Source organism: Shewanella sp. FeAMO (assembly GCF_053653955.1).
The window spans coordinates 1557927-1571501 of record NZ_CM132201.1 but is presented as its reverse complement, the minus strand read 5'-3'; the positions used below and the strand labels follow the sequence as shown (position 1 = coordinate 1571501).

12 protein-coding genes are annotated in these 13575 nt (G+C 54.9%); 1 reads left to right on the top strand and 11 read right to left on the bottom strand.

The window, feature by feature from the left end; translation table 11 throughout:
- Window positions 1–205 precede the first annotated feature (205 nt).
- The 9 genes from ACWAU4_RS07115 to glyA form a co-directional block, all read right to left on the bottom strand.
- Complete coding sequence (locus ACWAU4_RS07115) at window positions 206–700, bottom strand: phosphatidylglycerophosphatase A family protein (protein WP_025009429.1); 495 nt, start codon at window positions 698–700, stop codon at window positions 206–208.
- Window positions 701–1657 carry a thiamine-phosphate kinase gene (gene thiL / locus ACWAU4_RS07110; RefSeq protein WP_208126127.1) on the bottom strand — a complete coding sequence of 319 codons (957 nt, stop codon included), beginning with the start codon at window positions 1655–1657 and terminating at the stop codon, window positions 701–703.
- A gap of 88 nt (window positions 1658–1745) precedes the next feature.
- Window positions 1746–2153, bottom strand: a complete 408-nt coding sequence (gene nusB / locus ACWAU4_RS07105) for a transcription antitermination factor NusB (RefSeq protein ID WP_025009430.1) — start codon at window positions 2151–2153, stop codon at window positions 1746–1748.
- Window positions 2154–2166: 13 nt separating this feature from the next.
- Window positions 2167–2643 carry a 6,7-dimethyl-8-ribityllumazine synthase gene (gene ribH / locus ACWAU4_RS07100; protein ID WP_025009431.1) on the bottom strand — a complete coding sequence of 159 codons (477 nt, stop codon included), beginning with the start codon at window positions 2641–2643 and terminating at the stop codon, window positions 2167–2169.
- 119 nt (window positions 2644–2762) lie between these two features.
- Entirely contained in the window at window positions 2763–3869 is a 1107-nt protein-coding gene (gene ribBA, locus ACWAU4_RS07095) for a bifunctional 3,4-dihydroxy-2-butanone-4-phosphate synthase/GTP cyclohydrolase II (RefSeq protein WP_208125661.1), read from the bottom strand.
- 81 nt (window positions 3870–3950) lie between these two features.
- Window positions 3951–4607, bottom strand: coding sequence for a riboflavin synthase (locus tag ACWAU4_RS07090; protein WP_062793311.1), 657 nt, complete (start codon window positions 4605–4607; stop codon window positions 3951–3953).
- On the bottom strand, window positions 4608–5732 hold the full coding sequence (gene ribD, locus ACWAU4_RS07085) for a bifunctional diaminohydroxyphosphoribosylaminopyrimidine deaminase/5-amino-6-(5-phosphoribosylamino)uracil reductase RibD (RefSeq protein ID WP_109248318.1): 1125 nt from the start codon (window positions 5730–5732) through the stop codon (window positions 4608–4610).
- Window positions 5733–5772: 40 nt separating this feature from the next.
- Window positions 5773–6225 (bottom strand): transcriptional regulator NrdR, encoded by a 453-nt coding sequence (nrdR, locus tag ACWAU4_RS07080; protein WP_025009434.1) that lies wholly within the window; start codon window positions 6223–6225, stop codon window positions 5773–5775.
- A gap of 109 nt (window positions 6226–6334) precedes the next feature.
- Window positions 6335–7588 (bottom strand): serine hydroxymethyltransferase, encoded by a 1254-nt coding sequence (gene glyA / locus ACWAU4_RS07075; RefSeq protein WP_025009435.1) that lies wholly within the window; start codon window positions 7586–7588, stop codon window positions 6335–6337.
- A 228-nt stretch (window positions 7589–7816) separates the two neighbouring features.
- Here glyA and ettA point away from each other — a divergent pair, with 228 nt between their 5' ends.
- Entirely contained in the window at window positions 7817–9484 is a 1668-nt protein-coding gene (gene ettA / locus ACWAU4_RS07070; protein WP_025887609.1) for an energy-dependent translational throttle protein EttA, read from the top strand.
- 50 nt (window positions 9485–9534) lie between these two features.
- Here ettA and ACWAU4_RS07065 read toward each other — a convergent pair whose 3' ends face one another.
- Window positions 9535–9852, bottom strand: a complete 318-nt coding sequence (locus ACWAU4_RS07065; RefSeq protein ID WP_144128501.1) for a TapY2 family type IVa secretion system protein — start codon at window positions 9850–9852, stop codon at window positions 9535–9537.
- A 7-nt stretch (window positions 9853–9859) separates the two neighbouring features.
- Entirely contained in the window at window positions 9860–13378 is a 3519-nt protein-coding gene (locus ACWAU4_RS07060) for a pilus assembly protein (protein WP_338090062.1), read from the bottom strand.
- Window positions 13379–13575 lie beyond the last annotated feature (197 nt).

Here is a 13575-nt window from a genome sequence, read left to right as displayed (position 1 = left end):
AACCGAGCCGGTAGATATGAGCAGAAGGAGAGACCAATGAAAAAGGCGCCGAATCGATGGCGCCTGGTATTCAATGAGGGTTAGCGGACTATGCTGAGTCAACGGCAGGAATCAAGAGATTGAAACCCGCCACAAGGTTTATACATTTCGGCTCAAGGCTTATATATTTCAGCTCAAGGCTTATACGTTTCAGCTCAAGGCTGTTTCAGCCTACCGCCCAAACAATCGCCTGCAGTGATAGCATTGAGAAGATACCGGCCAGAATATCATCGGCCATAATGCCAAGACCGCCATGTACCTTGGCATCCAGCACCCGAATGGGCCAGGGCTTGAAGATATCGAAAATGCGGAACAACACAAAGCCCAGCAGCAACCAGAGTACACCGGCGGGCGCTGCAATCATGGTGATCAGTAACCCTGCTACTTCATCCCAAACTATGGCGCCGTGATCGTGCACCCCCATATCTTTGGAAGTCTTGCCGCACAGATAGATGCCACCGATACAGGCCAGCAGCGTCACGGCAATATACACCCCCAAACTGAACTGGGACAGCAACAGATAGACAGGCACGGCTGCCAAGGTTCCAAAGGTCCCCGGCGCCTTGGCCGCGAGGCCGGAGCCAAAACCGAGTGCCAGAAAATGCACCGGGTTCTTGAGGCTGACCCTTGCGAGCGCCTCGTCATGAGCAAACCACTTCATCTAAAAATGCTCAAATCCTGTCTGTTGCGGCTCGAATACCTCGCCATGATATTGCAGCCTGAGTTGATTACCGGCGAGGATCTGGCCGACTTGATAGAACTTGACTCCGGCATGGCCCAAGGCGGTTTCCAGTGCGCCGCGCTGCGCTTCCGGCACAGTGAACAGCAACTCATAGTCTTCGCCGCCACAGAGGGCATAGTCGAGTGCCGCATCCGCTGTGACAGTATCTTTCATCGCCTGGGACAGCGGCAGCTTATCCACTTCAATAACCGCACCGACGGCCGATGCCTTGAGGATATGCTTGATATCCGACAGCAAGCCATCAGAGAGATCTATGGCGCTCGACGCCAAGCCTCTCAGCGACTGACCGGCCAGAACTCTGGGGGAAGGATGATAATGGCGGTTAACCAGGTATTCCTTGTGCTCTGCCCTCGCCTTCAATTCACCGCGGATAATATCCAGCCCCAGGGCTGAATCCCCCAGGGAACCTGTGACATAAATCCAATTACCGGCGCGGGCACCGCTACGGGTGAGCGCCTTGCCCTCCGGCACTTGGCCATGAACCGTGATATTGATGGCTCTCGGGCCGCGGGTGGTATCGCCTCCGACCAGAGAAATACCATAGTAATCAGCCGCTTCAAATAAACCTGCACTGAATTGCTCCAGCCAGGTTTCATCGACACTGGGCATGGTCAGTGCCAGGGTCATCCATGCGGGCTCGGCCCCCATGGCAGCGAGGTCGGATAGGTTGACCGCCAACGCCTTGTAGCCCAATGCCTGGGCCGGCATGTCCGGCAAGAAATGGACATTTTCCACCAAGGTATCGCAGGAGATGGCAATGGATTTGTGTTCGGCGGGGTGCACCAGGGCACAATCGTCACCTATGCCGAGGCGGACATCTTTGCGCGCTTGGCCACGACCATGAAAATAGCGCTCGATAAGTTGAAATTCTTTCACTGTTGACTTGGCCACAGGTTCGCAGCCTCCCGGTTTTCCAATGAAAAAACGGTATCTTACGATACCGTTTGTCTAATTTCTTTCTGGTTCAGCGACGAGCTACCAGCTTGTCCAATATGCCATTGACAAACTTGTGGCTGTCCTCGGCGCCGAACGCCTTGGCCAACTCGATAGCCTCGTTGATCACCACTTTGTAAGGCGTATCCTTGCGGAAAGTCAGCTCGTAAGCCGCCAAACGCAAAATGGCCTTCTCCACAGGATCCACCTCCTCCATGGGACGCTGATCCAGATGGGGGGCAATTAACTCGTCCAGTTGAGCCTTTTTGGTTGCCGCTCCGGTGAACAGTTCACGGAAGTAGGCGACATCCACGCCGTCTATGTTTTGCTCGGTCAGAAACTCGTGCTCCACATCGGCAATATTGTTCCCGCTCAGTTGCCATGAATAGATGGCTTGAACCGCTAAACGGCGGGCTCTGCGGCGCTCTGAAGGCTTCATGCTTTTTCCTGTATTACAGCTGTTGCTCAAGTTGTTGCAGCACGTTCACCATTTCCAGCAGACCCAGGGCAGCTTCGCCGCCTTTGTTGCCAGCCTTGGTGCCGGAACGCTCAATGGCCTGTTCGATAGTGTCTGTGGTCAGTACCCCGAAAGAGACCGGGATATCGAATTCCAGACCCACTTGAGCCAGACCCTTGTTGCATTCACCTGCAACGAAATCAAAGTGTGGTGTACCACCACGGATCACTGCCCCCAGGGCGATGATACCGTCGAACTTGCCACTGGCGGCAACACGACGGGCGGCCAAAGGCAGCTCGAAAGCACCAGGTACGCGTACCACAGTGATGTTGTCTTCACTTACCTGACCGAAACGCTTAAGAGTGTCTACGGCACCCTCCAGCAGACTTTCAACCACAAAGCTGTTGAAACGGGATACAACGATCGCGACTTTGGCGTTTTTTGCTTCGATATTACCTTGAACTATGTTCATTATCTTACCTAACTTAGCTAAAGCACCCGGCCGGGGGCAAAAAGTGGCGCTATGATAGCACGCAATTTACCCCTTCGCCCTATGCAATTATTCGGAAATGGTTAATTAATTCTGTCGGCTCATTCGCCGGGAATATACTCAGTGACTTCCAGGCCAAAGCCCCCCAAAGAGTGATAACGCTTGGGCGAGCTGAGCAGGCGCATTTTGTTGACACCAAGCATCGCCAGAATCTGTGAGCCTACCCCAACCCTTTGGGAGGTTCCCTGCCATTTGGCGGTCACCGGCACTTCACCCTTGTCTTCGGCTTCAAAAGCCTTGACCTTGGCGATAATGCTCTCGTTCGGCTCCTGGTTACCCAGCAGCAACAGCACGCCACCATCGGCGGCAATCCGCGCCATGGCTTGCTCAAGCGGCCAGCTGCGCACTTCGTCGCGCTCAGAGAACAGCAGGTCATTAATAGTGTTTTGCAGGTGTACCCGCACCAGAATATTGTCAACAATCTCGCCCTTGACCATGGCAAAGTGCAGTTGATTGTCTATGGTGTCGCGGAAGGTATGCAGCTCAAACTCACCGAAACGGGTAGGCAGTTTGCACTTGGCCTCACGCACCACTGTGGTTTCTGTGTTATTGCGGTAGTTGATCAGATCGGCAATGGTGCCCATCTTAACGCCGTGCTCCTTGGCGAACACTTCCAGATCCGGACGGCGCGCCATGGTGCCATCCTCGTTGAGGATCTCCACGATCACAGCCGAAGGTTCCAAACCGGCCAAACGCGCCAGATCGCAACCGGCTTCGGTATGACCGGCGCGCACCAGCACCCCGCCATCCTGTGCCATCAAAGGGAAAATATGCCCCGGCTGAACTATGTCGGACGGCTTGGCATTTTTAGCCACAGCCGCCTGCACTGTCACGGCGCGGTCATGGGCACTAATACCTGTGGTCACCCCTTCAGCGGCCTCGATGGAGACGGTGAAGTTGGTCGAAAACTGGGCGTTGTTATTGCTGACCATCAGCGGCAGATTCAGCTGCTGGCAGCGAGCCTTGGTCATGGTTTGGCAGATAAGACCACGGCCGAAGCGAGCCATGAAGTTGATCGCTTCCGGGGTGACTTTCTCCGCCGCCATGATGAGGTCGCCCTCATTTTCTCTGTCCTCATCGTCCATCAGGATAACCATTTTGCCCTGACGAATATCCTCGATGATCTCTTCGATACTGTGTAGCGCCATTGTAAGACCTTTATCTCTTGTTCTGTGTAATCAATGAATTCTAACCTGTTAGCGCGCGATAACCAGTGGGCTGGCGCACATCTAGCGCATGAAGCCGGCCTTGGCGAGCATAGCCAGGGTGACACCTTCGCTCGGCTGCGCTTCCTCTTTGTGCTGCATCAGACGCTCAAGATAGCGGGCTATCTGATCCACCTCCAGATTGACCTTATCGCCGGGGCGCAGCTCAAGCAGAGTGGTTTCACTGGCGGTATGCGGCACTATGGTGAGACGGAAATTACGGCCATCGACCTCATTGACTGTGAGGCTGACGCCATCGACGGTAATGGAGCCTTTATGGGCGATGTAACGGGCCAGCTCAACGGGTGCCTCGAGCCAAAACTCCAGCGCCTTGCCCCTTGGAGTCACACTGATGACCCGCGCCATACCATCCACATGGCCACTGACCAAGTGCCCACCCAAGCGGGTGTTTGGCGTGACCGCCTTTTCCAGGTTGACTTTGGTGCCGACACTGTAGCGGTCAAAGCCGGTGAGACTGACGGTTTCGGCCGAAACATCGGCCACATAACCCTCCGCCAGACGTTCAACCACGGTCAGACACACGCCGTTGGTGGCAATGCTGTCGCCCAGACGCACATCACTGAGATCCAACTTGCCGCTGGCCACAGTCAGACGAATATCATCACCACGGCGCTCCAGCGTCCGCACTGTACCGACAGCTTCAATTATTCCGGTAAACATTCAATCACCTATCTTGAGAGTAAGCCGGGTATCATTGCCCAGCTTACGTTGATCAGTTACCCGTATCGCCGGGGTATCGGCTATCTGCTGATAGTTTGGCAAGGCCAGCAGGTTTCGGCCAGCGGCGCCAAGCAGTTTCGGGGCTTGATAAAGCAGCATCTCATCGGCCAACCCGGCGGTAATAAAGGCGCCGCAAAGCGTTGCCCCGGCTTCGACCAACACCGCATTGCAGCTCTGGTTCAGGTGTTGCATCAGCGCCGCGATATCGACCCTGTTGCCTTCACCGGCCAGCACCAAAGTGGTGACATAAGGCGGCAAAGCGGCTAGGAATTCATCCTCATAGGGACGGCAGCTGACCAAGAGCACCGGGCTGGCAATTTGCAACAGCCTGGCATCGAGCGGCATACGGCAGTTGCTGTCGAGTATCACTCGCAGCGGTTGAATAAGCTGTTGCTCGCTGAGGGTTTCACCCAGGCTGCCAAGCTCAGCGTGCCGGACATTCAGGGAAGGGTCATCGGCCAATACGGTTTCAATGCCGGTGAGCAGAGCGCAACTGCGGGCTCTGAGCCTTTGCACGTCGCGGCGCGCCTCGGGGCCGGTTATCCATTTGGACTCACCGTTGGCCAGTGCCGTCTTGCCATCGAGACTCGCCGCCAGCTTGAGGGTGACCCAGGGGCGATTTCGCTCCATCCGCGATAAAAAGCCCGGATTCAACTCTCTGGCCTGCTCGGCCAAGAGACCGCTCTGCACCTGAACCCCGGCTTCCTGCAGCATGCCGATACCTTGGCCGGCCACCTGAGGGTTGGGATCTGTCATTGCCACCACCACCCGCTTGAGGCCATGTTTAATTAAGGCTTCGGCACAGGGCGGCGTGCGACCATAGTGACTGCAAGGTTCGAGGGTGACATAGGCAGTAGCACCGCGGGCCTTGTCAGCGGCCATTTTCAGGGCATGTACTTCGGCATGGGGCTCACCGGCACGTTGGTGCCAGCCTTCGCCGACAATCTTGCCATCGGCATCTATGATGACGCAGCCGACATTGGGGTTGGGGCGGGTTGTATAACGGCCACGGCGAGCCAGCATTATGGCGCGGCTCATCATGGCGATATCAGTATTGGACCACATGAGGGTTTCCGTTACTTAACAGTTGGCTGTGACTGACAGCCTATTTTTTCTCCAGCTTGGCAATCGCTTCACCAAACTCTGACACATCTTCAAAGGCACGATACACAGAGGCAAAGCGAATATAGGCCACCTTATCCAGCTCAATAAGATGATCCATCATCAGATTGCCGATCATTTCCGAGGTCACTTCCCGCTCGCCTGTGGCTCTGAGGGTGGACTTGATCTTGCTGATCGCCTCTTCAATCTTATCCATGGAAACCGGACGCTTCTCGGCGGCGCGCAGCATACCGCCGCGCAGCTTGTCCTCATCGAACGGTTGCCTGCTGCCATCGCGCTTGATCACTCTGGGCATGACAAGCTCGGCACCTTCAAAGGTGGTAAAGCGTTCATGACACAGAGTACATTCCCGGCGACGGCGCACCTGATGACCGTCTGCCACCAGCCTGGAATCTATCACCTTGGTATCCGTCGCACTGCAAAATGGACAATGCATTATGCCTCCTGGTGCTCAGTTGCCGGCAGCGGCTGCTGCTAAATGGCAGAAACAAAAATGGCCGCTGAATTCAGCGGCCATCGAAGTTTATCCTATTCCCTTGAAAAGGTTAACCGTAAACAGGGAAGCGAGCGCACAGTTCCAGCACCTGGCCCTTCACGCGCTCGATAACGGCGTCATCGTGAGCATTGTCGAGCACATCACAGATCCAGCCGGTCAGTTCACGGGCTTCGGCTTCCTTGAAACCGCGGCGAGTGATGGCCGGTGTACCGATACGCACCCCGGAGGTCACAAAGGGTGAGCGGGGATCATTAGGCACTGAGTTCTTGTTGACTGTGATATTGGCACGGCCCAGAGCGGCGTCGGCTTCTTTACCGGTCAGCTCACGGCCAATCAGGTCCACCAGCATCAGATGGTTGCTGGTACCGCCGGAAACTATCTTGTAACCGCGTTCGAGGAATACCTCAACCATGGCCTTGGCGTTATTGACCACCTGCTGCTGATAGGTTTTGAACTCCGGCTCCAGTGCTTCTTTGAAGGCCACGGCTTTACCGGCGATAACGTGCATCAGAGGACCACCCTGACCGCCCGGGAATACCGCGGAATTCAGCTTCTTGTACAGATCTTCATCGTCGGCAGCCGACAGAATCACACCACCGCGGGGACCGGCCAGCGTCTTGTGAGTGGTCGAAGTCACCACGTGGGCGTGCGGCACAGGGTTAGGATAAACACCGGCAGCGATAAGACCGGCCACGTGTGCCATATCGACAAACAGGTAAGCGCCAATTTTGTCGGCGATTTCGCGCAGCTTGGCCCAGTCAACTATGCCTGAGTAGGCCGAGAAGCCGCCGATGATCATCTTGGGCTTGTGTTCCAGCGCCAGCGTTTCGAGTTCGCTGTAGTCAATCTTGCCGGACTCATCGATACCGTAAGGAATGATGTTGTACAGCTTGCCGGAAAAGTTAACCGGAGAGCCGTGGGTCAAGTGACCACCGTGAGCCAGGTTCATCCCCAGTACGGTATCGCCGGGTTGCAGCAACGCCATATAAACCGCGCTGTTGGCCTGTGAACCTGAGTGTGGCTGAACGTTGGCGTAAGTAGCGCCAAACAGCTGCTTGGCACGCTCAATTGCCAGAGTCTCCACCACATCGACATACTCACAACCACCGTAGTAACGCTTGCCTGGATAACCTTCGGCATACTTGTTGGTCAGTTGTGAGCCCTGGGCTTCCATGACTCTGGGGCTGGTGTAGTTTTCGGAGGCGATCAGCTCAATGTGCTCTTCCTGACGACGGGTTTCATCCTCAATCGCCTTGAACAGCTCAGGATCATAGTCGGCAATGTTCATACTTTTCTTCAGCATCTGTCACTCCAGCTGGCAAATCTTATTGGTAGGGTTGCGCGGTATTCTACTCTGAGTGTGACAAATATCCCAGTCGCTGGATGATGAAAATCCTTGTGTCAGCAGATGACTATGTTTCATTTGCTGAACAATGGTGCCGCTATCCGGCCGCATCTGGCAGGAGCCCTGGCAAATTGGTAAACTGCCGCCAGTTTAGGAAAACTCAGTTCAGGACAACAGAGAAACAATATGGCTCAGTTTGTATACAGCATGCTGAGGGTCGGCAAAATAGTGCCGCCCAAAAAGCAGATCCTCAAAGATATTTCATTGAGTTTCTTCCCCGGCGCCAAAATTGGTGTTCTGGGTCTCAACGGCTCGGGTAAATCCACCCTGTTGAAAATCATGGCAGGTCTGGACACAGAAATTGAAGGTGAAGCCCGTCCCATGCCGGGACTCAAGATAGGTTACCTGCCCCAGGAGCCCCAGCTTGATCCCAACAAGACAGTACGGGAAACCATAGAAGAAGCCGTCAGCGAAGCCAAAAACGCCCTCAAGCGTCTGGATGAAGTCTATGCGGCCTATGCCGAGCCGGATGCCGACTTCGACGCCCTGGCCAAGGAGCAAGGCGAGCTGGAAGCCATCATTCAAGCCCAGGATGCCCATAATCTGGACAATATTCTCGAGCGCGCCGCCAATGCCCTGCGTCTGCCGGAATGGGACGCCAAGGTGGAGGTGCTCTCCGGGGGTGAACGTCGCCGGGTGGCCATCTGTCGTCTGCTGCTGGAAAAGCCGGAGATGCTGCTGCTGGACGAACCGACCAACCACCTTGATGCCGAATCCGTTGCCTGGCTGGAGCACTTCCTGCAGGAATACTCAGGCACTGTGGTCGCCATTACCCACGACCGTTACTTCCTCGACAATGCCGCCGGCTGGATCCTGGAACTGGACCGGGGTGAAGGTATCCCATGGCAGGGCAACTACTCCTCCTGGCTGGAGCAGAAAGATGCCCGTCTGAAGCAGGAAGCCGCCAGCGAAAGCGCCCGCCAGAAGACGATTGCCAAGGAATTGGAGTGGGTGCGTCAGGGTGCCAAGGGACGTCAGTCCAAGGGCAAGGCCCGTATGGCCCGCTTCGAAGAGTTGAACAGCTCAGATTATCAGCGCCGCAACGAGACCAATGAGCTGTTTATTCCGCCCGGTCCTCGCCTGGGTGACAAGGTGATTGAGGTGCGCAATCTCACCAAGAGCTATGGTGACCGGATTCTGATAGACAACTTAAGCTTCAGCGTTCCCAAGGGCGCCATCGTCGGTATTATCGGTGCCAACGGTGCCGGTAAGTCGACCCTGTTCAGAATGCTCAGCGGCGCCGAGCAGCCGGACAGCGGTGAAATCGAGATAGGTGATACAGTCCAAATCGCCTCTGTGGAACAGTTCCGTGACTCGATGAACGACAAGAACACGGTTTGGGAAGAGATCTCCGGCGGTCAGGACATAATGCGGATCAACAATCTGGAGATCCCGAGCCGCGCCTATGTCGGTCGCTTCAACTTCCGTGGTGGCGATCAGCAGAAAATCATCGGTTCACTTTCCGGTGGTGAACGTAACCGGGTGCATCTGGCCAAGCTGCTGCAGGCTGGCGGCAACGTGTTGCTGCTCGACGAACCGACCAACGATCTGGACGTGGAAACTCTGCGGGCACTGGAAGAAGCGCTGTTGGAATTCCCAGGCTGCGCCATGGTGATCTCGCACGACCGTTGGTTCCTCGACCGTATCTGTACTCACATCCTCGACTACCGTGACGAGGGTCAGGTTAACTTCTACGAAGGTAACTACACAGAATACTCGGCCTGGCTGAAAAACCAATTCGGTGCCGATGTGATTGAGCCACACAGACTCAAGTACAAGCGGATGACCAAGTAATAGAAAAACCGTACAAAAACGGAGGCAAACGCCTCCGTTTTTTATTTCCTTTAACCCAGGCCGGCTTCAGAATCGTCCAACTGCCTGCCACTGTCCGAGCGAAACGCCTGCTCTCTGGGCACACACTCAAACACTTCACGCACATAATGGCGTTTGCCGCGGTTACCTATCCGCTCCAGCTTCATTCCCGGCATCTGCCGCTGGTAGAGCTCGGCCTTGGCCGGATCCCAGGAGACCCGAATAATCTCCTGCGCCGCTCTTGTTGTTTCCACCAGGCACTTATAGTCCTGACGTTGCCCCTTGGGCTGTGCGGCAGCCAGGGGCAGACTCAAGAGTATGGCCAAAGACAATATCAGCTTGTTCATCATCCGCTCCTCAGTTGGCCTGATAGTAATAAATCTTGTTGGTAGACGGGCCGCCGCCGACACACTTGTGATCGCCGGGTGGGCAGCCTGGATCCGACTTCACCTTCTCCATCTTTTCGCCGGCATTGCCAATGCCTATCAAATACATATAGCTATCGGCCACAGTGCCATCACTCCTGATATTGGGCGGCACAACCAACTGCGGTGTATCCGGGACACTCTCTCCCATCTCCAGATAGGTTTTTGTGTAACTGCGGGTGCCCTTGTGCAGATCAAAGCCATAGAGGTAGCCCTGCCCGGCAACCAAACACTGGTTGGTGGAGGTCTGCGAGCCGGGCACATAGGAGGTAAAGAAAACCCGCCCTTTGATGACACTGGCATCGGAAAGGCTTTTTTCACCATTGCGGGTAAAGTCGTAATACCAACCGCGCTTGCGGCCAAAAGCAATATGTTCTTTCTCTGAAGCCGGTGCCTTGGCAGTCACATCGTAAAGATCCGCCAACGTCAGTGCCTGAGGCACTGCCTTGCCCTTGAAACTCTGACTGAGGGTATTTCTGTCCTGCAGAACAAAGAACATGTCCGAGCGACTGGTGTTCGATGGAGATGGCCTGAGTCCGGAGCCGACCACCACGGCATCGTAAGGGATCTGCTGCGCCGAAATCACCGTCTTTGACTGGCCGTTGACCGTGACACGGTTCTCGCTCAGATTGCCAAACATGGTTTGCGCCACCACAGGGGCGGCAAAGAAGCGCCTGTCGGTATTCTCGGTGCTGCCGCCAAGAGAAGCAAACTTGAAGGCACTCCATTGTTTGGTGTCGGCACCAGCCATATCCAGCCGCCAAACATTGGCCCCGGTATCTGTGGCATAGATACGGTCAGTAACGCCATCACCATTGCTGTCAAGAATCGCGACCGAATTGGGAATGCTGTCCCTCAGCCCCGGCATTGGAGTATCACCGCCGGGGCCAAATCTGTGCAGTAACTTGCCGGTTTCGGCATCCAGAATGAACACCCCGCGGCCCTGGCTATCGGCGCCACCGACCTCCAGAGTATCCTTGGCCGGAGAGTACCCTGCCCCAAAGATGAGCACCGGCTTATCACCCTGACCTGGAATGGTGGTCACCACAGGCTTGGCCCAGCTTTGCCCCAACTCACTCATGCCGGCCGAGTCTGCGCTGATATGCCACATCAGGCTAGGCTTATCCGGATTGGTCACATTCATGGCGTAGTAACCACGGCCACCACGCCGCAGCCCCATAAATACCCAGGCCTTCTCCATCTTGTTGCCGCTGCGCTTGATATAAGCCACGGGTGAGCCATCAAAACCATAAACCGAATGCACGCCGGAAGGTACGTTGGCTCTGAGCGTTGCCAGATTGGGCAAAAATTCCCAAGGCATAAAGGCCCAGCTCTCATTGACCGAGTCCCCTTTGTCCTGAAACATATGCAGCATGCCGTGGTTACTGCCCACCAGAATACGGATATCCGGGTTCTTTGCGGACGAACCGAAATCTATGGCCAAAGGTTTGGAATGCAAGGGGTCGCCCAGAAGGTCATGGCGCTTATCGCTGCGGCTGTTGTTTTGGTTGTCATCGTCAATATCCTTGCCGATAACCCAGTCGAACAGATCCTGCAGTTGGCTTTTGTCTACTCCCATATGCTGCGCCAGCTTGGCCTCGCCACCGGCGTAACTGCTGGCCGCGGCCTTGGTCAGGGGCGACAAACCGCCTTTGGAAGCAAAATTGCCGTAGAAAGTGCGCTGCTTTTGGTTATAGAGGGCCTCGGCCACCCCACCTTTGGTGACATCGTCGCCATCACCACCGGCGTTGCAAGCCGCCTGAGAGCTCCAGAAGGAGCAGGCCGAGGTATTGATATTGCCATTGTCGGCAATGGCCGGATTGCCGTTTTTGTCTACCACATCCCCTGTGCCTGTCACCCTGAATTTCTTGATATTGCCACGCCAACGGGGGCCCTTGTTGGGCAGGAACATGGAATAGTACACAGAGTCAAAGGTCTGCACCTTGTTAAAGTTGTTGCTGGCCACTGAGGGCGAGGTGAAACTGGCATTCTTCTCCAGAATTTGATTGACCACCAACTGGATTGCCGACTGCAGCTTGCTGGCATTTTGGGCATCAAAGTAACGGCCGCCGCCTTTTTCAGCAGTCTTTCTCAGCAAGGCTTCCGCCCTGGCCGCCCCCTCACTGAAACCTATGGTAAAAGTATTGACCGTCTGTTTGCCGGCCATATTGGGGTTGACATCATTGCTGGCCATCCAACTGCTCAGGGCACTGAGATAACTGTTGCCATTACGGCTCACATAGGCATCCTTGCCCCCGGTCATCCCCTGCACCAAGCCGTCAGCGGCGCTATCCAGCGTCGGCTCACCGTCTGTGATATAGATTACATAGGCTTGGTTCTGACATTTTTTAAACGGTGAATCATAGATGCCATTCTTGATAATGCTCGGATCCGCTTGGGGCGTATTTTCCGTAAGGTAGGTGCGGGTGACTATGGGGCGGCCCCAACGATCAGTGACAACCCGCCCCCAATAGTCCCTCTTGTAGAAAGTGTAATCGCTGTCATCGTCTCCAAAATACACCCCTTGACCACTAAAGTAACGATAGGCCTCGTAGAGGGTTTCACACAAGGGTGTATTCTGGGCGTAAGCGATTTCCTTGACACTCTCGATAAGTGCTATCTTACTGGCAGCACTCTGCTGTTTTATCCCGGAGATGATCCGCCCGCCGTCACGCACTCCTTCCCTGTCATGGTTGAGGTTGAATATGGCCAGTCCCAAATCCACCCCGGGAGTCGTCACAATCACGTTCTGAATCGCTTCCTGGGCGAGTTGCAGGCGAGTCTTGGTGACCTTTTTCTTGTCGCTGTGGTACCAGCGTAGATAATCTTCTGTGTAGAGGGTCACCACACGACCTGTGCCAAAACCTGTGCGCTCGGCCGCGTCCTTAGCCGCCTTCTTCTGCGCCTCGGTCGAGCCATTGCTGACCTGGGTGTAGCTGATCACCTGATTGCGGTTACCGGCACTATCCAGCGGCAAACCATCGGGTATCCCTTCGGCATTGCCATAACGCTCATCCTGAATATCCTCGAAACAATCTATCAGGGTAACATTGGCACCATTGTTTTCGGGCAACTCTTTCCAGGTGCCATTTTGTCCGGAGAAACTGTATTCACGGACAAAACCGGTATAAATCCCATACTTGTTCAGATACTCCCAGGACGTTTGGCAGCCGTTATTGCTGCGCAAAAAACGCCAGGTCTTATCCTGCTTGCCCGGAACCGGCATATTGTCTGAATCAGGAGCACCTTTGGTGAAGTAAATAAATTCTTTCTTGGGCTCAAGAGCGCCACCACCTGCGCCGGGAGAATAACTCTCATCCACATCGTATACATAATTACCCATACTGGCTGAGTTATCGAAAATGATCAGCATTTGCGGCCGGGCACCGCTACGCGATGAGGACTCATAAACATAGAGTTCAGTGTCATCGGCCAATAATGGACTGGCCAATATAAAACTGCCAATACAGGAGAGCAACAAGGCCAGGAATCGCCTGCTGATTTGCCGCCAACAAGGGCCGATACATCCGTGATTTGTCATGGTAGTTACGTCGTGTTTTACCGGTGTTTATTCCACTGTTTTGATAGAGATAAACAAAACACCGGACTGTAAAATAAGGCTTTTATCTCTTCGAGCCTCTATTTACC